This is a genomic window from Thermogutta hypogea (genome assembly GCF_055386265.1).
The window spans coordinates 2965741-2987497 of sequence record NZ_AP042425.1 but is presented as its reverse complement, the minus strand read 5'-3'; the positions used below and the strand labels follow the sequence as shown (position 1 = coordinate 2987497).

The 21757-nt window shown below is 63.3% G+C and carries 15 protein-coding genes; 8 read left to right on the top strand and 7 right to left on the bottom strand.

Annotated elements, in window-relative coordinates; genetic code table 11:
• Positions 1 to 172: 172 nt before the first annotated feature.
• A complete protein-coding gene (locus ACZ5B4_RS10745) occupies positions 173 to 1315 on the bottom strand; it encodes a DUF1559 domain-containing protein (protein WP_464911226.1) in 1143 nt (380 codons plus the stop codon).
• A 758-nt stretch (positions 1316 to 2073) separates the two neighbouring features.
• Between ACZ5B4_RS10745 and ACZ5B4_RS10740 the strand changes: the two genes are divergently transcribed.
• Entirely contained in the window at positions 2074 to 2955 is an 882-nt protein-coding gene (locus ACZ5B4_RS10740) for a 3-keto-disaccharide hydrolase (protein ID WP_464911225.1), read from the top strand.
• Positions 2956 to 2983: 28 nt separating this feature from the next.
• Here ACZ5B4_RS10740 and ACZ5B4_RS10735 read toward each other — a convergent pair whose 3' ends face one another.
• Positions 2984 to 3763 (bottom strand): hypothetical protein, encoded by a 780-nt coding sequence (locus ACZ5B4_RS10735; RefSeq protein WP_464911224.1) that lies wholly within the window; start codon positions 3761 to 3763, stop codon positions 2984 to 2986.
• A gap of 498 nt (positions 3764 to 4261) precedes the next feature.
• Here ACZ5B4_RS10735 and ACZ5B4_RS10730 point away from each other — a divergent pair, with 498 nt between their 5' ends.
• The 4 genes from ACZ5B4_RS10730 to ACZ5B4_RS10715 are packed head-to-tail and all read left to right on the top strand — an operon-like array spanning position 4262 to position 10311.
• A complete protein-coding gene (locus ACZ5B4_RS10730) occupies positions 4262 to 5215 on the top strand; it encodes an ABC transporter ATP-binding protein (protein ID WP_464911223.1) in 954 nt (317 codons plus the stop codon).
• Entirely contained in the window at positions 5199 to 7142 is a 1944-nt protein-coding gene (locus tag ACZ5B4_RS10725) for an ABC transporter permease (protein ID WP_464911222.1), read from the top strand. The genes ACZ5B4_RS10730 and ACZ5B4_RS10725 overlap by 17 nt, the downstream gene beginning before the upstream one ends.
• Positions 7139 to 9277 carry a hypothetical protein gene (locus ACZ5B4_RS10720; protein ID WP_464911221.1) on the top strand — a complete coding sequence of 713 codons (2139 nt, stop codon included), beginning with the start codon at positions 7139 to 7141 and terminating at the stop codon, positions 9275 to 9277. Before ACZ5B4_RS10725 ends, ACZ5B4_RS10720 begins: the two co-directional genes overlap by 4 nt.
• Positions 9278 to 9327: 50 nt before the next feature.
• Positions 9328 to 10311, top strand: a complete 984-nt coding sequence (locus ACZ5B4_RS10715; RefSeq protein WP_464911220.1) for a ThuA domain-containing protein — start codon at positions 9328 to 9330, stop codon at positions 10309 to 10311.
• Between the two features lie 118 nt (positions 10312 to 10429).
• Here the strand turns inward: ACZ5B4_RS10715 and ACZ5B4_RS10710 are convergent, their stop codons facing one another.
• On the bottom strand, positions 10430 to 10675 hold the full coding sequence (locus ACZ5B4_RS10710) for a hypothetical protein (protein WP_464911219.1): 246 nt from the start codon (positions 10673 to 10675) through the stop codon (positions 10430 to 10432).
• 707 nt (positions 10676 to 11382) lie between these two features.
• Entirely contained in the window at positions 11383 to 12027 is a 645-nt protein-coding gene (locus tag ACZ5B4_RS10705) for a hypothetical protein (RefSeq protein ID WP_464911218.1), read from the bottom strand.
• Between the two features lie 415 nt (positions 12028 to 12442).
• On the opposite strand from ACZ5B4_RS10705, the gene ACZ5B4_RS10700 reads away from it, so the two are divergent.
• Both ACZ5B4_RS10700 and ACZ5B4_RS10695 read left to right on the top strand, forming a co-directional pair.
• A complete protein-coding gene (locus ACZ5B4_RS10700) occupies positions 12443 to 14278 on the top strand; it encodes a DUF4838 domain-containing protein (RefSeq protein ID WP_464911217.1) in 1836 nt (611 codons plus the stop codon).
• A 192-nt stretch (positions 14279 to 14470) separates the two neighbouring features.
• Positions 14471 to 15286 carry a sugar phosphate isomerase/epimerase family protein gene (locus tag ACZ5B4_RS10695; RefSeq protein WP_464911216.1) on the top strand — a complete coding sequence of 272 codons (816 nt, stop codon included), beginning with the start codon at positions 14471 to 14473 and terminating at the stop codon, positions 15284 to 15286.
• Between the two features lie 36 nt (positions 15287 to 15322).
• Here the strand turns inward: ACZ5B4_RS10695 and ACZ5B4_RS10690 are convergent, their stop codons facing one another.
• The 3 genes from ACZ5B4_RS10690 to ACZ5B4_RS10680 are packed head-to-tail and all read right to left on the bottom strand — an operon-like array spanning position 15323 to position 19804.
• On the bottom strand, positions 15323 to 16636 hold the full coding sequence (locus ACZ5B4_RS10690; protein ID WP_464911215.1) for an amidohydrolase family protein: 1314 nt from the start codon (positions 16634 to 16636) through the stop codon (positions 15323 to 15325).
• Positions 16629 to 18938 (bottom strand): ABC transporter permease subunit/CPBP intramembrane protease, encoded by a 2310-nt coding sequence (locus ACZ5B4_RS10685; RefSeq protein ID WP_464911214.1) that lies wholly within the window; start codon positions 18936 to 18938, stop codon positions 16629 to 16631. The genes ACZ5B4_RS10690 and ACZ5B4_RS10685 overlap by 8 nt, the downstream gene beginning before the upstream one ends.
• Positions 18935 to 19804, bottom strand: coding sequence for an ABC transporter ATP-binding protein (locus tag ACZ5B4_RS10680; RefSeq protein ID WP_464911213.1), 870 nt, complete (start codon positions 19802 to 19804; stop codon positions 18935 to 18937). The genes ACZ5B4_RS10685 and ACZ5B4_RS10680 overlap by 4 nt, the downstream gene beginning before the upstream one ends.
• Positions 19805 to 20391: 587 nt before the next feature.
• On the opposite strand from ACZ5B4_RS10680, the gene ACZ5B4_RS10675 reads away from it, so the two are divergent.
• Positions 20392 to 21684 carry a S1C family serine protease gene (locus ACZ5B4_RS10675; RefSeq protein WP_464911212.1) on the top strand — a complete coding sequence of 431 codons (1293 nt, stop codon included), beginning with the start codon at positions 20392 to 20394 and terminating at the stop codon, positions 21682 to 21684.
• Positions 21685 to 21757: the final 73 nt, after the last annotated feature.

Genomic DNA, 21757 nt, shown 5'->3' with positions numbered 1-21757 from the left:
ACCACCAGCTTACGCCGGCGGCTCAGGTGCTATCCCACCACCAGCTCACGCTGGTGGCTCGCTTGTCTTCCCACCACCAGCTTACGCTGGTGGATCGCGCGTTTTTCCACCACCACTTTATCCACCACCAGTTTACGCTGGTGGCTCGGGATCAGTCGTGGCGTTCAGTTCATTACTGATTCGAATACGTCTCGCCGCCGGCCTTGGAACCCAGGGCGCCCCAAACGCCGTACAGACTGGGGCCGGACATGGTTTGCGTAACCCCGGCGGCCAGGCTGCCGGTGTCGATCGTATTGCTGATAAACCGCACGGAGCCGTCCACGAAGACGCAGTTGACACCGCCGGGGTGTCGGCTGACGGGCGGCAGCGTCAGATGGACACCGTCGCCGTATCGAGCGTTATCCTCGGCACAGGAAGGGGAGTTAGGTGCCAAAACCGTCGTGATACCGACGTACATCGGCTGTCCGTCCGTCCAAGAATTGCCCCAGCGGTTGCCTTGCACCGTCGTACCGCTGACATAATACTTGCCGTCCGTCGTGGTCAAGCAGACCTGGGGGGTTAACCGCAGGCCGCCGATCGGAGACGCGATCGCCCGGGTATGCTCCACCTGCCGCGCATTCACCGAAACCGGGTACTCCGCATTCGGCGTGCCGTTGCTGCACAGCCGCTCGCTCATGGCGATGGTGTTGCTGGTGCCGTCCGTGACGTCGGCCATGCTGTAGCAACGCACGGTGGCGAACATGCCGCGAACGTCCTGGGCGTCGCGGATGTTTTCGATTTGGTCGCCGATGCTGAACCCGTAGGAGTTGTACCGGCCGCGCTTGTCGGGATAGCCGTTGTCGGATGGGCAGAGTAAGGCATCGGGAGCATCGTTCCAGACGGACCAACCTTGCCATCCTCGCGGCCCGTGCGGGGCCACCGGCGTGCCGCCGTTGGTCGTGCCCGTGGGATCGCCCGCCGCGATCTGATCGTACAGCGCCCGCTGTTCAATGAACGGCAGGATGGGAATGAAACCGGACTTGCGGGTTCCGTTGCCGTCCCAGTTGCCGGTGAAGCCGGGCCAACCGGTCCCCGTCCCCCCCTTGCGATACGGGAAAACGAGATTGATGTCGTGATAGTTCTGTAGGGCCAGCCCCAATTGCTTCAGATTGTTGGTGCACTGCGAACGCCGCGCCGCCTCGCGGGCGGCCTGCACGGCCGGCAGAAGCAACGCGATCAAAATGCCGATGATCGCAATCACAACCAGCAGCTCCACCAAGGTGAAGCCGCGCAACGCCCTCGCAGGGCGTGGTCGAAACCATGTTCCGCTTCGCATGGCACATCTCCCAAAACAAGAAAAGACAACCGAAATTAAGCCGCGGGTCAGGCTGCACCGCCCAACGAACAAGACGCGGGATAAAACCCGGCGCTCAAGTCCATCTTGGCTTTACCGCTTCCACCGCCCGACTTCCGGAAAGCGGAATACCAAATTGCATCCGAGATTAATGCCGGATGGACGGTTTTAGTTTATCACCCGCAATCAATAAAGTCCATCTTTGTGTTCGCTTATTAGGTAGCAAAAAAACGGCGAGGCAGCCCGAAAAAGCCGGTGGAATTGTAGTTGTAAATAAGTATAGGTTTTTTATAGTACGGTTTTATTTTATTCTTAGTGATCCGGGTTCCTACGATTCTTGGTTGCTTCGAGGGCGTTCGTCCCGGCCGCACTACCGCGGGGTCTGCGGCTATCTGCCCGAATGCGACAGCTTCAAGGGATTTCCCGGAGTTGGAGCCGTCGACATCGTTCCCGGATCGCGAAACAGCGCGGATTTGCGAACGCGACCGATCGCAAGCCGGCAAGCTTGCCCAAGGGCGCACCCTGGAGGATCGCGCTCCGTCGTGGCCGCGGGCAGCGCAAGCGGCTCGGGGAGATTTGCAACGGCTGCAATTCGGCGCCAAAATGCAACTACGATCGCCGGACCGGACGATCGCCGGTCTCGGCCGCCGCTGAGGATGCCGCCGTCGGCCGAGCGGAGGGGGTGAACTGGATATTGGATAGATGCGTCGATGTCCACACCGAACCGTGGAGAAGGAACCATGACAGCGCTGTTGCGAGATCCCTTGACCCGCCTCCCCGAGCGTCCGACAGGGGGGCGGTCCGCACATCGGCCGAGCGTCGTCGCTCCGCCCCGGCGAGCCCTTCGGCTGGTGCTGGTTTTACTTTTACTTTGTGGGCCGGCGATCGCCGCGGGAAACCTTGGCAACGCGGTTGCCGAGGAGGCCGGCACCGCCCCGCAGCAGCCGGTTGCCGAAAAGAAAGACGGCAAGGCCGCGGAGAAATCGCAAGACGCGAAGGAAGCGAAAAAGCCGTCCCCCTACGAGTGGCGGGAGCTGTTCGACGGTAAGGCCCTGGACGACTGGAAGGCCCCGCAATTCGGCGGGGAAGGCCAGGTCCGCGTTCAGGACGGCGCCATCGTCTTGGAACGCGGCGACACCATGACCGGCGTCACTTACACCGGCAAGGACCTCCCGAAAACGAATTACGAGATCGAATGGGTCGCCAAGCGGACGGACGGCATCGACTTCTTCGCCACCGCCACGTTTCCCGTGGGCGACAGTTTTTGCAGCTTCGTGACGGGCGGTTGGGGCGGTACCATCGTGGGCCTGTCCTCCATCAATTTCTACGACGCCTCGGACAACGAAACCACGCAGTTCAAGGTCTTCAAGGACAATCAGTGGTACAAGTTCCGCGTCCGCGTCACGGAGGCCAAGATCGAGGCTTGGATCGACGGCGAGAAGGTCGTCGATTTCGTCATCGGCAAGAACAAGATTGCGACCCGATTCGAAGTCGAACTGTGCAAGCCGCTCGGTTTTTCGAGCTGGTGCTCGACCGGCGTGATTCGGAGCGTGCGGCTGCGGCAATTGACGCCGGACGAAGTGAAAGTCATCGAAGACGAGGCCAAGAGTCGGCCGTACTGATACCGCGGCGGAAACCGGCTTGGAGGGGTTACTTGGCTGCGGTCTTGCCCAGGTAATCCGAGAGCGGCAATCGGCGAAACTCGTTCACGGCGCGGTCGGCGTCGCTTACCCGCCGCAGCATCTCGGCGGTCGGCGGATCGTGCCAGACGTGGTCGCTGCGGATCACGGTGCGGCGTTGGGGCAGCCAGTCGATGAGGTTTCGAGGGGCGGGGGTAAGCTCGACCGTTCGCGGCAGAACTCCTTGCCCCGATAGCGCGGCGTTGACCTCCAATCGAGCCAGCGGATTCGGCGAACCGGGGTGCAGAAGCAGGTTGAGCCGGCAGAGCCAGTCGGAGGTCTGCCAGTAGGAGCCGGCCCGCGCCGGGTCCGTGCGGAACGTTGTCACCCGATAGCTCAACCGCCGAGCGTCGAACTCGAACGTGCCGGATGCGGCGTCGTGGAGGATTTCGAACTGCGGTCGGGCGAAAAATCGCAAGTCGCGGTCCTCGTGCTCGGCCAACCGCTCCCGAAGGCGTTCCGTGAACATGCCAAGCGCCGCGAAATCGATCTCGGCCTGCGTCCGTTCGGCCGGATTGAGCAGGCGTACCCGTTTGGCGTCGGGGTCCACGATCGTGATTTCCGGCGGAGCGGAAAGGAAGTCGTAGGCCGTTTGACCGAGGAAAACGGTGAAGCTCTCGCTGATCGGGCGGTCGCCGCGGCCCAGATAGACCCGGCTTTCGACGGCGAAGTCCCCGGCGCGGACGGCGGCGCTGCTTAGAACCGCGACGACCGTCGCGGCAAGCCAAGGTTTGAGGAAAAACGCGTTCATCAAGAGCCAGCCTCGCAAGCGACGCCCGGGTCGGCTGCCCGGCGTTCCAAATCGGGATAATTCCCGCCGTTCACGCTCCCATACATGGTCTTTGCCGCGAAGGTTAACAAAATCGGCCGGGCGTTCAAGGCGAAAAAGTTGCAGTGGGAAAGTTGCAGTGGGAGCGAACGGCGGCAGGCGCCATCGGCCCCGGCGGGTGATCAACCGGGCGTGCCGCAGTCGAGGGACGGCCTTTCGTTGCCGCGCTGGACGAACGGGCTTATAGTGGAGATTTACCCTCTCAAGTGTGAGAAGTGAAACTCTGTGTCGACGGCGGAAGCGGCCCCGGAGCGATGGATTCGTCGATCAGACCGGTCGCCTGGGCAGGAATCCCACCTTGGGGGGGTATCGGCCGGGAGGGGCTTGAACTCGTCGAATTTTGGCGGAGATGAACCCTTCCCGCGCCGTCCGCGTAGAAGCCGCGCTATCTGTTCCGTATTTCGGCATGAGGTGAAAGCCATGTCTCAAGTCTCAATGGAGTCGGCCGGCGCTGAACGCTCGGAGCCCTCGGATCGAGGCGTGGTCATCGAGACCCGCGGCCTGTCCAAGTTCTATCGCGATTTTTGGGGCCGCAAGAAGGTCCAGGCGCTCAAGGCGTTGGACTTGCAAATTTACCGCGGCGAGGTGTTCGGGCTGTTGGGGCCGAACGGTTCCGGCAAGACGACCACGATGAAGCTCCTGCTCGGGCTGTTGTTTCCAACCGGGGGCGACGTCTTCGTATTCGGCCGCCCCGCCACGGACGTCGCCAAGAACGAGCGGATCGGCTATCTACCCGAGGAATCCTATCTTTACCGCTTCCTCAACGCGGAGGAGACGCTGGATTTCTACGGGCGGCTATTCAACATGTCGCGGAACGTGCGGCGGCAGCGGGTCTCCGACTTGATCGAGATGGTCGGCTTGACCTGGGCCAAGCGGCGACCCTTGAAGGAGTATTCCAAGGGCATGACGCGGCGGATCGGTTTGGCTCAAGCCCTGATCAACGATCCGGAGTTGATCCTGCTGGATGAGCCGACCTCCGGCTTGGACCCCATCGGTACCCGCGAGATGAAGGACCTGATCCTCAAGCTGCGGGACCAGGGCAAGACCGTCGTCATGTGCAGCCACCTGCTGGCGGACGTGCAAGACGTGTGCGACCGTATCGGAATCTTATATCAGGGCGAACTGAAGGAGTTGGGGCGGGTGGATCAACTGGTCACGATGAAGGACGTGACGGAGATTCGCCTGCCGCGGCTTAGCCCGCTGGCGGAGCAGGAATTGAAAGCGGTCTTGAACAAGTACCAAGTGCCGGTTTTGGAGTGGGGCAACCCCTCGACCACGTTGGAAGACTTGTTCCTCCGCATCATTCGCGAGAGCGAAGCCCACCCCGGTTTGCGCGTGCATGGGAGAGGTGACGGCAATGCCGATCGAAACTGAAATCCCGGAACTCAGCAGTTGGTTGGTCCCCAGCTTGGGAGTCTGGGCGATCGCCTTGGCGGGTCTGGCCATCGGCCTGTTCGTGCTGGGTTGGATTTGGGCCTTGCTGCATGCCGGAGTCGTCGGCAATCCGGCGCTTTTCGGCTCCCAGACCCGGCGCTTCTTGGCCCGGACGTGGGCGGCGTCGACGGACCTGGTGCTGATCAGCCCGCGCCGTGTGGGCGCGCTCGCCTGGTTGGGCGTCAAGGAGGCGATCCGCCGCCGCGTGATCATCGTGTTCGTCGTCTTCCTGGGCATCTTATTGATGGCGGGTTGGTTTCTCGATCCGGCATCCGACAATCCCGCCAAGCTCTACCTGAACTTCGTGTTGGGCACCAGCAACTACCTCATTCTGCTATTGATGTTGCTGGTGACGGTCTTCAGTCTGCCCAACGACATTCAAAAGAAAACCATCTACACCGTGTTGACCAAGCCGGTTCGGCCGAGCGAGATCATCCTCGGGCGGATTCTCGGCTTCACCGTGGTGGGGACGGTCTTGGTCGCGGGAATGGGTTTGATCAGCTACGCTTTCGTCGTGCGAGGCTTGGCCCACACGCACCAGATCGACGTCGCCACGCTGCGTCCGCTGGGGGATCCCGTTCCGCAGCCCGACGGTTCCACCAAGACCCTCCAGCAGGGTTGGACCACCAAGGTACACGGGCATCGACATCGTGTGTTCATCGATCTGCAAGGTCGGGCTAGGCTGGACATGGAGCAGGGGCACACGCACGTCGCCAAGGCGGAGCCGGGCGTGGAGGGCGGTTTCGTCTTGGGCGGTCCCGAAGGGCTGCTGACCGCCCGCATTCCCAAGTACGGCAGACTCGTCTTCCGCAACCGACAGGGTTTCGACGAGGTCAAGGGCATCAGCGTCGGAGACGAATGGACCTACCGCAGCTATATCGAGGGCGGTTCCGAGGCCGCCGCCATCTGGACGTTCAGCGGCATGCGGGAAGCCGACTTCCCGGGTGACACCATTCCCGTGGAAATGAATATCGGCGTCTTCCGCACGCACAAGGGCGACATGCAGCGGGGAATTTTGGGCAGCCTCTTGGTCCGCAACCCGGACAACGGCGTGACGGTCGAGTTGGAGGTCTTCGAGTCCAAGGAGTTTTCCATCCTCCAGCTTCAAATCCCCAAGAAGATCGAGCGATTCGCGTCGGCGCGTTTTGTGCAACGGCGTACCCGCGCGCCGGACGGCGCCGTCGTGTTCTCGCCCCAAAAACCGGCCGAAATCGATCCCGGCCGGCAGAAGGAGTTCGATCTCTTTCGCGACTTGGTGACGCCGGACGGCCGGCTGGAGGTGTGGCTGCAATGCTTGGAAGGGGGGCAATATTTCGGCATGGCCAAGCCCGACCTCTACCTCCGCGTCGGCGACGGCACGTTCTTCCTGAACGTGATGAAGGGTTACGCGGGGACGTGGTGCCAAATGGTGATGGTGATCGCCTTCGGCGTGATGCTGAGCACGTTCCTCAGCGCACCGGTGGCGATGGCGGCGACGCTGGGCGTCCTGATCGGCGGCTTGGCCCATACTTTCCTCACCCAGGTTGCCGTGGGGCAGATCTTCGAGGGCGTGGAGACCCCCTACCAAGCCGGCCCCATCGAGTCCTTCGTCCGGCTCGTCACGCAGACCGGGGTGATGGAAGAGATGCCGGAAACGGTCGCTTATCAAGTGATGCGGGCGGTCGATGTCGGATTCCGGCTGTGGTTGGAATCGATGTCCTACGCCATTCCCCCGCTCTCGCAGATGAGTTTCGTGCAGTTCGTGATGAACGGTTACAACGTTAGCGGCGAACTGTTGCTGATCGATTTTCTGCGAGTGTTGGGTTATTTCGTCCCGGTATTCGTTTTGGGCCACTTCTTCCTCAAATCGCGTGAGGTGGCGGCATGACGTGGCGTCAGGTTTTTCTGCGCAAGATCGGTTACTTGGCGGGGATCGCCGTGCTGCTGGGTTTGTTGGCCTGGTTGGGATCGCCGCCCGCCCCCTCGGTGGATCGCGAAAAGTCTTCGCCCGGCGGGCTGTTGGCGCAAGTCCGCGACAAGGCCGGCTTGACGCCCTCGCAACTGGGCGAGCTGGACCCCGGCGGCGAGGCCGTCCAATTGGCGACGCTCGGCATGCGCGGCGTGGCCGTCCACATCCTCTGGAGCAAAGCCGAGAACTACAAAAAGAAGAAGGACTGGACGAACCTCTCCGCCTCGCTGGAGCAGATGGCCAAGCTGGAGCCGCATTTCATCACGGTCTGGCGGCACCAAGGCTGGAACCTCTCCTACAACGTTTCCGTCGAGTTCGACGATTACCGGGAGCGATTCCGTTGGATTTTGCGCGGAATCGAGTACCTCAAGACCGGCATCCGCTACAATCAGCGCGAGCCCTTGCTCTACGGCGACGTGGCTTGGATCTATGCTCAGAAGATCGGGCGGGCCGACGAGGTCAAGCTCTTTCGCCGCCTCTTCACGGACCCCAACGATCCCTACGAGATCCACGGCGGTCGTCCCCCGCGAGACAACTGGCTGGTCGGCAAGGATTGGTACGCCGAGGCGGAAAAGCTGGTCGATGAAGGGGCGATTCTGCGAACCACCCCCTTGATCTTCTTCTCGCACCGGCCGATGTGCCAAATGAATTACTCGGATGCCATCGAAAAAGAGGGGACCTTCGGCGACGCCGCGATGCAAGCTTGGGAGACCGCCTTGCGCGAATTTCGGGACGAATTCGGGCGGCGGGAACTGCCCAGCGGCTACGACTTCGCGCCGTTCATTCGCTTGGAGGAGGAAGAGCGGGTTCGCGCGGAGATCGAGGAGCTGGCTCGGCAGATCGACGCCTTGCAGCCGGGCTTGCGTGAAGAGATGCTGGCCGAACGGCGTGCCGATCTGACGCCGGAGGAACTCAGCGCGGTGATGACGCCGGTCGAACAGCGGACGCCCTTGCAGCGTCAAATCGCGGCCGCCATGCAGTTGACCAAGCTCCGCATGACGCACGAACAGGTCGCCCGCCGCATCCGCGATCCGGAAAAACGGAAGGAAGCGATGGAGCTGGCCAAGAAAGCCGTGGCCTTGGAGCGAACCGCCGACGCCATCGCCCATAACCGCAATATCGTGAACTACACCTACTGGAGGCGCCACGCCGAAGTGGAGCAGACGCCGCAAGCCGTGGCTGCTCGCGAATTGATGTATCGTTCCGAGGAAGCCTACCACCGGAACGATCATATCTCGGCCCAGGAATTGTTCTACGAGGCCGCACGCAAATGGCGCGAGGTGCTGGAAAAGAATCCCGACTTGCAGTACGACGACTTCGTCGTCAACGACTTGGCGGATTTCATCAACCGCTACATGAAGATTCTGGACCAATTGGATGCCGTCTTCCCGCCCGATTTCGCTTTGCAATCCGTGGTGCGGCGCTACGTCCGTAACCTTGCCGCGCATGAAACGCTGACGCGGCTCGTGGAACGGGCCGAGCAGGCGGTGAAAGATCGGGATTACGCCGCCGCGCGACGCGATTTGGAAGAGGCTTTCCGCGAATGGAGCAACGTCTTGGATCGGGCGTCCAGTTTGAGGTTGCTGTCCGATCGGGAAACCGTGCAAGAGATCATGGATATGACCGCCTTGTACGATCAGGTGCTGCAAGCGGTGAACGACACCTTCCCGGGCCAGATGGCGGTAGGGGACGTGATCCGCATTCAGATCGCGCAGTCGCCGGAAATGAAGCGGATCAAGCAAGACCTGGCGCAGGCCAATTATCTGCTGCTGCAGAGCACGGCCCCGGCCCAGCTCCAAGCCGCGCGAAAACTGTTCGAGGACGCCCTGCCTTTGGCGGTGGAAGTCTTGCGGAAATATCCTCACTTGATGCGGCTCTCGGAACGCAAGACGGTGCAGGAGCTGCTGGAATTGCACGAGAACTATCGGCGGCTGCTGGCGACCTTGAACGAACCGCTGCCGGAGGACTACCCCCTCCGCGAATTCGCGGAAAAGGTGCTGCCGCTGCTGCAACGAGAATCGGCCGCCACGGCGAATCCCGGCGGCGGATCGTGACCCGACGAACGGGATCGGTAAACCTGGTGTCGCGGAAGGGGAGGCGAATCATGGGATCGAGGTTAACGTTGTCGGCTCGGCGCCGGCGGATGGCGGCGACGATCGTCCTCACGTTGGGGGCGGTGGTGGGCCTGCGTCCGCTGCTCGCCTTGGGCCAAGCACCGCAGGACAAGGCCGCGAAGCATGTCGTGTTCTTGGCCGGGGGGCCGAGTCACGGATTCGGCAGCCACGAGCACCGCGCGGGCTGCCTGTTGCTGGCGCGAAAACTCTCCGAGGCCCTGCCCGGCGTTACGACGGCCGTCTATTCCCCTTGGCCGGACGACCCCGCGGCATTGGCCGAGGCCGACGCCGTGGTGGTCTTCGCCGATGGGGGAGGCGGTAACTTGATTCAGCGCCGATTGGCGGAGCTGGAGCCGTTTCTCGACCGCCCCACCGGTCTGGTGGTGATTCATTACGCATTGGACCTGCCGGACCCCGCCGCCCGGGAAAAAATGAAGCAGTGGATCGGCGGCTATTACGAGACGTTTTGGTCGGTGAATCCGCATTGGCGGGCGGAGTTTCGCGAACTGCCCGACCATCCCGTCACGCGCGGAGTCAAACCGTTCGCCATCGACGACGAGTGGTATTACCACATGCGATTCGTGGACGGGATGCGCGGCGTCACGCCGATCCTGACGGCCCTCCCGCCCGACGACACGCGAAAAGGTCCGGACGGTCCCCACAGCGGCAACCCCGCCGTCCGTGCCCGACTGGGGACGCCTGAGCATGTCGCTTGGGCCTTCGAACGCCCCGGAGGCGGGCGAGGCTTTGGTTTCACGGGCGGCCATTGGCACTGGAATTGGGCCCACGACGATTACCGCACCGTGGTGCTCAACGCCGTGGCCTGGGCGGCGGGCATCGAGATTCCGCCGGAAGGGCTGCGGACCGCGACGCCCTCCGTGGAAGAGCTGTTGCAGAATCTGGACGAGCCGATTCCCGATTCCTTCGATCGCGCGACGATCGAACGGCGCATCCGTTCGTGGGGAAATCCCTGACGCCGTGCGCCACGCCGTAGCCCCGGCCTAATTGCCGTCGCGCTAGGAACCGCCCGGCGCGGTGCGTCCTCGGCACCCGTGGGTTCCATCGGCCCGCCGCGTGGTCTTCCGCTGCGCGTCAGGTGAACACCGATCGGACTTCGGGCTGGTTTAGTACCACCAGCGCCCAAATGCCCATCCCCAAGCCGAGCGGCCAACAACATGAGAAACAAGGCAGCATGGCAAGAATGGCCCCAGTGACGGCCAGGCCGCGCATCTTGGCTTGCAGCATCATGATCGATCCCAGGAGCGTCACCAGGTTGGTGATGCCTCCGAAGAGGATGATGCCCATGACGGCCTTGGCGCCGATTTGGTATCCGGCCACATACGAAGGATCGGCGCCCGGCGGAGGAGGAGGGACCTCCAATCCTCCCAGGGCTAAACGCGCGCCGATGATGAGAAGATTGATTCCTGCCGCGACGATGAGACACGCAGACGCGGTCGATCAGCGCTGGGTCATGGCGCATGATGAGAAGATTGATTCCTGCCGCGACGATGAGACCGATCGCCGGCCCCATGAGTTTCGATTTCGCCGCGGCGGCAAACGGCGAGGCGTAGGCCGCCGGCCCAGGCATTTGCCCCCACATCGGCGGCGCGCCCGCGCTGGGAGGAAAGGGCGAACCGGGGCCTGCGGCGCCCGACCCGGGAACGAAGCCCCCTGATCCGGGTTGTTGCGGCCACGGTCCGGCGCCCGGCGAAGCCCCGGACTGTCCTTCGCCGCTCAGTCCGAACACGCCCTCGTCCCAAACACTGGACGGTCCGGCCTCGTCGGGTGTTTCCGGGGCCGGCGCTGCCACTACGAACACGGCTTGGCAGGCAGGGCATCTTGCCTTATTGCCGACGCCGGTCTCGGGCACCTGCAAGAGCTTACCGCATTGGGGACATGCAAGATTCATCGGCCGAATCCTGGCGGAATAATAGGCACATGAACGCTCTTTCAGGCGAGAGGAGACTCCTCCCGGCCGAAAAACGAAAACGAACCTGTCGGGAACCACGGGGCGTTCCGACCGCGTATCCGCGGCTTAGCCTGCCTCAATCAAAGCAGCGGCCCACGGCGGGATCACTCAGAACGATGATGGCCCAAATCCCCATTCCCAGCCCCAGCGGCCAGCACGAGCTGAAACAGGGGATCATTTGCAGGATGGCGGCGGCCATGGCGAAGCCGCGGGATCGCAGCTTTTTCATACGAACCGCGCCCACGATGCTGATGATGTTGACCACGATCGCCACCAAGCCCATCGTGCCGTAAATCGCGATCATCGCGATCATAGCGAACGCCGCCTCGTTGGGGCCCATTTCCTCCTCCATGGGCACGACGAACGCCATGACGGAATAGAAGGCCAATAATCCGATCCAAAGGATGATGTTGAGGATGGCGCAGACGATGAGACCGGTGGCCGGCCCGGCGACGCGGTCCTTGGCCGCCCGGCGCTCAAGCCGAGGATCGTACGCCGCATGGGTTGCCGGGGGGATGAAACCGCCGGGGCCGACTGAGGGGTCCGGCACGAAACCGGTGGCCGAGGTCGCGGCCTGTCCGCTCCAACCCTCACCACCGGCAGGGGAAGGGCCGCCCGGTACCGTGCTCAGCCCGCCGCAAGCGGGGCACTTGGCGCTGCGCCCTTCATTACCATCCGGCACTCGCAACGTCTGGCCGCAATGAGAGCATGCGAAATCCATACGACGATTTTCCCCTCACGTCTCCACACCCAACGGCTTCGAAGCTCCACCGGCACGCCCCTGATTCTAGTTGCGGCCCACCCCGCTGTCCATGCATGCTCGTGACGTTTCGCCGGAACGGCAACGGGCGGAGATCGGGCCTTTCGAAGGGGCCGGGAAAAGCGGCCGTCACGGGTGAGCGTTTCGAAGCGCGGCCGCGAGCGAGAACGTCCGTCCGGGGGCGGCGTGTGGGCCGGATTCCATCTTCAGTTGACGACCCGGCGCACGGATGCCGCGGCTCTTTCCAGCCCTTGTATTCGGCGCGGCGGCGCTTTATCTTGGGCAACCGAGCTTGTGTCCCCATCTCGATCCGGCGGCGAGCGTCGCCCGGCGGCGGGACATGCCTTCATCCCATCCAGCGGCAAAGGAGCTAAACATGCGCAACACCACGATCGGCTGCCGTTTTCGCGTCGCGCTCCTCGGTGCCGGACTGATGATCGCGGCGATGTTGCCGGCACCCGGCGTACTCCATGGAGAGGAATTGGTGCTGGTTGAGTCCGGCAAAAGCCCTTATCGCATCGTCATTCCCCAAGACGCCGGTCCCTCCGTCCGCTTCGCCGGGGAAGAGTTGCAAAGATTCGTCGCGGAAATGACCGGGGTGACCCTGCCTCTGGTGACCGACGATCAACCCCGGGTCGAGCCTGAGATCGTGCTCGCTTCCACTCCCCGATTGACGGATCTGCATGTCGCCGCGGATGTGCCGTCGCTGGGCATGGAGGGCTACGTCTTGAAGACGGTCGGCCCGAACCTGGTAATCGTGGGCGGAGCGCCGCGGGGTACCCTTTACGGCGTGTACGATCTCCTGGAGGAGAAGTGGGGCTGCCGCTGGTTCACGCCCGATTGCAGCCGCATCCCGAAGCACGAACGATTGACGCTGCCCGCCTTGGACGAGAAGAAAATCCCCGTTCTGGAGTACCGCGAGCCGTTCACCTACGACTGCTTCGACGGCGACTGGTGCGCGCGGAATCGGATGAATTCCTCGACGGGGCGATTGGAGGCCCGGCACGGCGGCAAGATCCGTTTCGGCGCGGGGTTTTTCGTTCACACCTTCGAACGGCTGGTGCCCCCCGACAAGTACTTCGACGAGCACCCCGAGTATTTCAGCCTGGTCAAGGGGAAACGCCTTAAGGAGCATTCCCAGCTTTGCTGCACCAACGAAGACGTCATCCGCCTGTGCACGGAAGGGATCCTGAAAGCCATCGCGTCGGATCCGCATGCCTTCGTGTGGTCGGTCTCTCAAAACGACTGGTACAACTATTGCGAGTGCGACCGTTGCCAAGCCCTGGCCGAGGCGGAAGGGTCGCAGATGGCGCCGGTGCTGCAACTGGTGAACCGCGTGGCGGAGGCCGTGGCCGAACGCTATCCCGACAAGGCCGTCGAAACGTTGGCCTACCAATGGACGCGCAAGCCGACCAAGACGCTCCGGCCCCGACCGAACGTGATCATCCGCCTTTGCTCCATCGAGTGCTGTTTTTCGCACCCCCTGGAGACGTGCGATCTGCCGGCCAATCGGGCCTTCGTGGAAGACCTGCAAGGCTGGGCCAAGGCGGCCGATCGGCTTTGGATCTGGGATTACGTCACCGATTTCCGCCACTATCTGCTGCCGTTTCCCAATCAGCGGGTCCGCAACGACAACATCCGCCTCTTCATTCGCAACAACGTGCGGGGCATCTTCGAGCAAGACACCTACAACACCCCCAACAGCGAGTTGGCGGCGCTGGGCGGATACATGACGGCCAAATTCCTCTGGAATCCCGACTACGATGAGGATGCGGCCATGAACGAGTTCCTCGACGCCTACTACGGCGAAGCCGCCCCCTTGATCCGAAAATACATCGACCGCCTGCACGACTACGCCGAGAAAGAGAACGTGCATTGCAGCATTTGGGTCCCGCCGACCCACGGTCATCTGACGGATGAGCTGCTGGTGGAGGCCGACGAGCTATGGGAAAAGGCCGAGCAGGCCGTCGCCGACCGGCCGGAGATGTTGAAGCGGGTCCGCATCGGCCGCTTGAGCGTGGATTACGCCATCGTGGAACGAGCCCGATCGGCACCGAGCAAGGAGCCGCTTGCGTCGCTGGCCAAGAAGCGGTTTGCCCCGTTTGTCGAGACCATTCCGGCGGCGGGGATCACCCGGCTCATGGAATGGCAGCCGCTCAACTTGGAGCAATACCGGAGTGACTTGGCGAAGGCCTTGGGAATCCCTCAATAGGGAGCACGGCGTCCGAGATCCGGCACTGCCTGACGGCAATCGTCGATCACGCACCGCCTTGTGAGGCGTTGAAGGTGAGGTGCGATCCCTCTCGTGGAGGGGTGTTTTCTTGTCTTGATTGAGGATAGGCAAGCTAGGACGTATACTTTTCCAATGTGGACGAAATGAACACACCGCTCGGGAGGGCCTATCATGCCTTGGCCGGCCTTGCGAATCGGCAATCAGACCGCGTTTAGCGCGGCGTATCCCACCGCGCCTTTCGACTTCGCCTTGGAAAACAACTTCGACGCCTTCGAGTGGTTCAACGACAAGCGTCACGGTTGGGGCTGGGCTCAAGAGGACTCGGACGCACACGATCGGGCACGCATCCGAGAAATCGGCCAAAATCGCAAGATCGCTTATTCGGTCCACGCCCGATGCCAAGCCGACGCCAATTCTCCCGCCGACCGCGAGGAGATATTCCGCTCGATCGATTTCGCTCGCGACATCGGGGCAGGCCTGGTCAACATCTACTACAGCGATTCGCAAGGCCCGGAGGGCTTCGCGGAGTCGCTCACCGCGGTCTACGAGCGTGCGAAAGCGGCCGGCGTCCGCTTGAGTGTCGAAAACACCGTCTTCGTCGGCCCCGATGTCTTCAATCGACTCTTCACCGTGCTGCAAAAGCGACTGGGTGAGGTACCCGGCGACCTGGGCATGTGTTTCGACATGGGGCACGCGAATCTCTGCGCGGCCTCGCGCAACAACTACGTCGGCTTCCTCGAAAAACTGGAATCCTTCGTGCCGGTCATCCATCTGCACGTCCACGAGAATTGGGGCGACGGCGACAGCCATCTGCCGCTTTTCACCGGCCCGGCGGGACAGGACGACTCCGGCGTGCGGACCATGTTGCGATTGCTGAAGGAACGGGGCTTCGACGGGGCCGTCATCATGGAGCAGTGGCCCAATCCTCCCGAACAATTGCTCGGCGCGCGGAATCGCCTGAAGCAACTGATCGTGGACACCCATTGACGCAAGAAGTCTTCGTCTTGCTTCCCGCGTCGGCGATCAGGTTTCGCCCGGGCTTGCGACGGGGCGACCGGCGAGCCGGAAACAAGTTGCCGTCGCCTGCGGGGCGAACACGGCGGCATAAGGGTCGTCCACAGCCGCGGAGACGGTGACGGCCGTCAGGTCCGCGCGTCGGCCCGGCTCCAGCGTTCCCATGTCTCGCTCCAGTCCCAAAGCCCGTGCCGGGATGGCGGTGACCATTTCGAGCAGGTCCTGGGGCGAAAGGTCGGGAAAGTGTGCGCGAGCCGCCCGCAACTCGTTCCACAACGAAAGGTCCGGGGCGGTAGCGCGGCTATCCGTCCCCACGGCCACGGGGATGCCGGCTTCGCGGTACGTCGCCATGGGATACGTCGTGTCGGTAAAGCGGCGGTGCGTCCGCGGGCAATAGACCACGGTCGCGTTTCCCATCGCGGCCAAACGGCGTATCGTCGCCTCGTCGAGATGGTTGCCGTGAATGACCAGCACGCGGGGAACGTCGCTCAATCGCGCCAAGTAATCGGCCCAATCGAGGCCGCCGGGGAAGTGCCGCGGGTCGAAGGCCGACAATCGCTCCAGCATCGCGCGCAGCGGTCCGTCGCCGTGTTGCAGCAAGCGTCGCTCTTCCGCGGTTTCCGCCAAATGAACGGCCAGAGGAAGTTCATAGCGGCGGCACCACCCGGCGATTTCGTCCAAGACGGCCAAGGGAATGGTGTACGGCGCGTGGGGGCTCAAGCCGGGCAGCCATCCGCTCGCCTCGCACCGTTCCAAGTGCGTTTCCACGAGGGCGGCGATTTCGCGCGGCTCTTTGCCCAAGGGGGCGACAATTTCCAGGAAGGAGGTCACGCCGGGCCGCGGTCCCTCCATGGGCGACCGGCCGTCGCCTTCATGCCCCTCGGAGCCGGGAGCCAAGAGCGCGGCGGGCCGGATGTCCCCGATCCAAACCGTGCCATGCCGCAAAGACTCGGCCAGACCGGCTCTCACCGCTTCGCCCGGCCGATAATCCGAGCAGCGGCGAAATGCCACTACCTCCGGCACCCAATTCGGGAACGCTTGCCGGACCTCGTGGGGCCGATTCCATCCGCTCAGTTCGAGGTGGCAATGCGCGTTGATCAGCCCCGGCATCAGCACGGTGCGGCTGAGAACGATCAGGCTTGGATCGCGTTCCGAACGCGGGCGCGTGCCGGGCTCCACGGACTCGATCCGCCCGGCTCGAATGCGCAAGCAACCCCAGTGCAAGGGCGGGCCGCTGATGGGCAAGACCCATTCCGCCTGAATCCGTACAGGTTCCGCGGATAGGCCGGCGCTCTGGGAGGTGGCGGTTGCGCGGTCACTCATCCTCATCCTCGAGCGGCGGTTCGGTATCGCTGTCGCCCGGGGCGCGGAGGTGTGCGGGTGCATACATCCACAGCAGCACCCAGCCCGCCGCAAGCAGCGACAGGACCGTCACGGCGGGATGGTACGCAAAGCCGTCCTCCGAGAAACTCCCCAATCGGCGAACGATCGCCGTCACGCCGGGCCGCATACTTTCATAGCGTCCCCAATCTTGCGTCAACACCGCGGCCAACATGCCGGTCCCCAACGTCAAGGAGTTGTGCACGGCATGGAAGGCGATGCACGGCCATAGGCTCCGCGTTACCAAGGCGATGGTTCCCAGGACCAAACCGGCCGCAAAGGCCGTGATCGATTGCTGGAGGATGGTATGGCTCAGCCCGAAGAAAATGGCACTGAAAACCACGGCGTTTCGGGCCGAGACTCCCTGCCGCAACCCCGTCAGGATGAAGCCCCGGAATGCGGTTTCTTCGCAAACGGCGGGCAAGAGGGCGAAGGCCAAGAAGATCGGCCAGGGGTTGCTCAACTCGCCGGTCATTCCCAACAGATATTCCCGCAAGAGCGGATCGAGCGGATAGAGCCGCGTCACGGTCTGCTGGAGCAAGGTCGCCGCCGGTTGCAGCAAGAAGGCCAGCAGGATCGCTCCCGCCATCCCCTTCCAAGACGGCGCGTGCAATTGCCATGTCCGTGTCACGCTCCGCGCGAAAAGCAGGGTCATAAGCAGCACGGGTGCCACGATCACCGCCAATTGGGTGATGACGGCCAGCCGAATCAAGTCGGCCTGGATCTGCCACCGCGCGAAGACATGGGTGAGGCCGAACCGCACAAAAAGGATCAACAGCCCGCACGCCGCGGCCAGAGCGGGCGAGGGCACGTCGCGGCGTCCCCAAAACAATCGCCGCAACCACAATCGCAGATCGAAGCGGTCGGCGTCGCGGAACAAGACCTGTTCGTTGTTGAACTGTAAGACCGCCCAGCGGATCGCATAGTAGCACCCGCCCAAGGTGACGGCGGCCACCGGAAAAACGAACGGCCAGGCCTGCGCAGCCTCGCCCTCGATCAACGCCTTCAGCAACAGGACCAAGCCGGTAATGGGAACCAAGCTCGTTCCCAGCGTCAGTTCCAAGCCGCGCGCCACCGGTAAGCCCACCAAAGGCAACGTCAGGAACAGCAGCGGCAGCAGATAGTATTGGCCCTCCTTGGTGCTGCGGGCGAAGGCGGCGATGCCCAAAGCCAACGAACTGAACACCGCCGAGGTGGGGATCAACGCCGGAATCAGCCACAGCACGGACCACGGCGGGGGGGCGAACATGGGCAGATGCCCCAGCGCCAACCAGCCGGTCAGTCCCATGCTGACCAGGTTCAGCACGGCGGTGGCCATGCTGAAGACCATCACCGCCCCCAGTTTCCCCAGGACGACTTCGACGCGTTCCGCGGGGCTGGAAAGGAGCGTCTCCAGGGTGCCTCGCTCTTTTTCGCCGGCGCACAAGTCCACGGCGGGATAGAACGCGCCGGTCAATGCCCATACGACCAACAAGATCGGCATGATCTTGGACCAGAGAGCGGCGCCGCGAAAACCGCTGTCCTCCGCCACATCGGATTCCTGGACGCGGAAAGGCTTGGCGGCCTGAGGAGGTAATCCGCCCGCCGAAAGATTCGCCGCGCCCACGTGCTCCCGCCACTGCATCAAAACGTCATTCAGCCGCCGAAAGGCCTCGGTGGAACGCTCGTTGGCGGTGGAGTAGAAGATCTGCGGATTGGGGATTTCAGGCACGATCAGGGCCACGGCGCCGCCTGAGAGCGAGGGCTCCCCGTTCGGCCCCTCACCCTCCGCCGACCGTTCCAATCTCAAGCGTTCGATCGCGCGCCGCACCTCTTCGCGAAAGGTCTCCAATCGCTGAGCAAACTGGGGCGGAAAAAGCAGGACGGCGTCGAACGCCCGGGTTCGCAAGACGGCCTCCGCCACCGCCGGGTCGTCGTCCGCCTTTTCGGGGTCAATGCCCAGGGCGGCCGCCTTTTCGGGAGTGTAGAATTCGAGCTCCAGTTGCCGGGCTTCCTCGGGATTCCGAAACAGGTGCGCTGCGAAGCGGCCTTCCTCGAAAAGCGGCGGGTCGCCCAGCTCTTGCGCGCCAAGCACCAAGATCCGGCTGGGCTTGGGATGCATCACCTGCGAGATTTGGAAGAAGCTCAGCCCCATCAGCGGATAAAGCAGGACGGGCAGCACGGCGACCATCATGAGCGTGCGGCGATCCCGCAATTGATCGCGGATTTCACGCTCGAAAATGATCCGCACGTTCCGCCCGGTCATGACTTCCGCATCTCCTTCGTCCACGGATTCGGTGCGGCGCCCGGCGCGTCGCCCATCTCCTCGGTTTCGCCGCGGCGGCGGTCCGAGTGGGGACGTTCGCCTTGCTCCCGGCCGTCGCCGTTCCGGACAAGCTCCGCCTCCGTAATCAGCCGGAAGAAAATCTCTTCCAGGTCAGCCTCGCCGAAATGCGCGCGCAGCTCGTCGGGGGTTCCCTGGGTAAGGATGCGTCCGCGACACAAGATCGCCACGCGGTCGCAGAGCTTCTCGACCTCGCGCATGATGTGCGTGGAGAAAATGATGCATTTGCCCTGGTCACGAAGCTCGCGAATCGTTTGCAACAGATTGCGCGCCACCAGCACGTCCAGGCCGGAGGTCGGCTCATCGAAGATCAGCACGGGCGGATCGTGGACCAAGGCCCGGGCAATGGAGACCTTTTGCTTCATGCCGGTGGACATCCGCCCGCCCGGCACGTCGCGAATCTCGTTCATCTTCAGACGATCAAACAGATGCTCCATGCGGGGACGCAGTTGTTCCCGCGTCCAGCCGTAAAGCAGGCCGAAGTATTCCACCATCTCCCAAGCGGTCATGCGGTCGTAGACGGCGGTGTTGACCGACATGAAGCCGATGTTCCTGCGGACTTGGGCGGGTTGGCGGAGGCAGTCGAAGCCGGCCACGACGGCCCGCCCGCCGCTGGGACGCAGCAGCGTACTCAGGATCCGCAGCGTGGTCGTCTTGCCCGCCCCATTGGGACCGAGCAAACCGAAGATTTCCCCCGGCCGGGCCTCGAAATCGACCCCGTCCAGGGCGCGAACTATGCCGCCGCGCGGATCGTCGTAATACTTCGTCAGGTTCTTCGTCTTGACCATCCGCGACTCTCGCCCGCCGGTCATGCTTAGCAAATTCCGGGGCCTCATCAACGCCGGTGACCCGACGCCCGAACGCTCCATCTTTGCGATTGTATCCCATGCCGCCGGGCGTGCGTACGTCGCCCCGGCGTCCGGGTTGCACGTCGGCCGTCGAGCAATGCCCGACGATTCGATTGTATCAATCGTGCCGGGTGCGACCTGTCCGACGTGGCATTGTCTTCCTTTAAGCGTCTTCCTTTTAGCACAGCTCGGGGAGCGAAGTCGGCGTGGACCCGACGCGATGCACGTCACCGGTCCCGGCGATTCCGTCGGCGGTGCGTTCCCGCACGCGGGAGCCGCGGCTCAAGCCTTCCGCCGAGGAATCCGCGCGGCATCAAGAATGTGCTCGTGTCCGTTGCCCCTGCCGGTAGGACGCCGGTTCGATTCGATCCGCAACCTCCCGCTGCGGCCGCGGATTGGCACGAACGATACAATGAAGGAGTGAGTAATCGCGCCGCCCGCACGGTCTGTCCTGCGGGAAAGTTCGCCGCATCCTCGCGGCGCCTTGAGCGCTGTCGGGTGTGTAGTCCAGCGTTGGAAGGAATGCCATGAGCGTTTTCGAGAGCCGACCGGACAGGCCTTCCCCGGATGAAAGAAGTCTTTCCGCGGGCGAACATGAAACGTGGCCCGCGGGGGAACCGATCTCGGCCGTGGCGGTGGGCGAGTCGCAATTCTCGCCGTGGCCTCCGCACCCCGAACCGCTGACCGTGCAGCGGCCGCCGCGGCGCGTGCGTGTCGGCTTGCTGCTCTTCTTGTTGCTGATGTTGGCGACTCTGCTGGCCTCGCCCTATCTGTTGGAAGCCATTCCGTACGCTTGGACGCGAGGCAAGCTGCGGGCTGAGTTCGAGGTGGCCCGCCGGCTCTTGGAGGAGTCGCCCGAACCCCGCGAACGGTTCCGCTGGATCGTCCGCGGCGTGTCTCCCGCAGTCGTGGGCATCGAGACCGTGCGCCGCGACGTGCCGGCTTCGGTCCCCGATGAATGGCGGCATTTTTTCCAACCCGAGTTCCGTGAGGAGGGCATGGGATCGGGCGTCATCGTCGATCCGGAGGGTTACCTGGTCACGAATTTCCACGTCATCAACGATGCCTCGCGGATTACGGTGCGTTTGGCCGACGGGCGAACCCTGCACAACGCGGCCGTGGTGGGCGCCGACCCCGTCAATGACCTGGCCGTACTGAAGATCTCCGCCGACAAGCTCTCCGCCGTGCCCTGGGGCGACAGCGATCAATTGGAGGTCGGCGATACCGTGCTGGCGATCGGCAACCCCTACGGCCTGCGTCATACCGTGACCGCGGGAATCATCAGCGCCAAGGAGCGCCGGGCGGCCACCAACGCCGGCGGTTATCAGGAATTCCTTCAAACCGACGCGGCCTTGAATCCCGGCAACAGCGGCGGTCCCTTGGTCGATATGAAGGGGCGTATCGTCGGCATCAATACGGCCATTTTCGGCGAGGCTTATCGCGGTATCAGTTTCGCCATTCCCAGCCGGGTCGTTCAGGATGTGTACAGGCAGCTTCGCCAGACCGGGCGGATCAGCCGCGGGTGGCTGGGCGTGCAAATGGAAGAGGTCTCGGAACGGGACGCCCGGCGCGGCAACCTGGAAGCGGCATCCGGCGCGAAAGTGGTCCGCGTGATACCAGGCTCTCCCGCCGAAGCCGCCGGCATGCTGCCCGACGACATTATCCTCACCTGGGACGGCAAACCCATCCCGGAGCCGGCCGCCCTGAGTATTGCCGTGGCCCGATCCGCCGTGGGAACCAAAGTCAAAGTCGGTATCCTCCGCGGCAAGGAGCGACTGGAATTGGAAGTGGAAGTCGCCGAAAGGCCGCGGCAGTTCTGATGCCCGGCGAAACGGGGCCGCCGCGGATCGTGCACGCAAAGCCTCGAAACGAGCGGGCTACCTAACCCGCGGT

Excerpts from the sequence above, each read along its gene's own strand:
- ACZ5B4_RS10740 (WP_464911225.1), top strand. The coding sequence starts at position 2,074 with ATGACAGCGCTGTTGCGAGATCCCTTGACCCGCCTCCCCGAGCGTCCG.
- ACZ5B4_RS10700 (WP_464911217.1), top strand. The coding sequence starts at position 12,443 with ATGCGCAACACCACGATCGGCTGCCGTTTTCGCGTCGCGCTCCTCGGT.
- ACZ5B4_RS10675 (WP_464911212.1), top strand. The coding sequence starts at position 20,392 with ATGAGCGTTTTCGAGAGCCGACCGGACAGGCCTTCCCCGGATGAAAGA.
- ACZ5B4_RS10720 (WP_464911221.1), top strand. The coding sequence starts at position 7,139 with ATGACGTGGCGTCAGGTTTTTCTGCGCAAGATCGGTTACTTGGCGGGG.
- ACZ5B4_RS10680 (WP_464911213.1), bottom strand. The coding sequence starts at position 19,804 with ATGGTCAAGACGAAGAACCTGACGAAGTATTACGACGATCCGCGCGGC.
- ACZ5B4_RS10695 (WP_464911216.1), top strand. The coding sequence starts at position 14,471 with ATGCCTTGGCCGGCCTTGCGAATCGGCAATCAGACCGCGTTTAGCGCG.
- ACZ5B4_RS10735 (WP_464911224.1), bottom strand. The coding sequence starts at position 3,763 with ATGAACGCGTTTTTCCTCAAACCTTGGCTTGCCGCGACGGTCGTCGCG.
- ACZ5B4_RS10715 (WP_464911220.1), top strand. The coding sequence starts at position 9,328 with ATGGGATCGAGGTTAACGTTGTCGGCTCGGCGCCGGCGGATGGCGGCG.
- ACZ5B4_RS10690 (WP_464911215.1), bottom strand. The coding sequence starts at position 16,636 with ATGAGTGACCGCGCAACCGCCACCTCCCAGAGCGCCGGCCTATCCGCG.
- ACZ5B4_RS10745 (WP_464911226.1), bottom strand. The coding sequence starts at position 1,315 with ATGCGAAGCGGAACATGGTTTCGACCACGCCCTGCGAGGGCGTTGCGC.
- ACZ5B4_RS10730 (WP_464911223.1), top strand. The coding sequence starts at position 4,262 with ATGTCTCAAGTCTCAATGGAGTCGGCCGGCGCTGAACGCTCGGAGCCC.
- ACZ5B4_RS10685 (WP_464911214.1), bottom strand. The coding sequence starts at position 18,938 with ATGACCGGGCGGAACGTGCGGATCATTTTCGAGCGTGAAATCCGCGAT.
- ACZ5B4_RS10705 (WP_464911218.1), bottom strand. The coding sequence starts at position 12,027 with ATGGATTTCGCATGCTCTCATTGCGGCCAGACGTTGCGAGTGCCGGAT.
- ACZ5B4_RS10725 (WP_464911222.1), top strand. The coding sequence starts at position 5,199 with ATGCCGATCGAAACTGAAATCCCGGAACTCAGCAGTTGGTTGGTCCCC.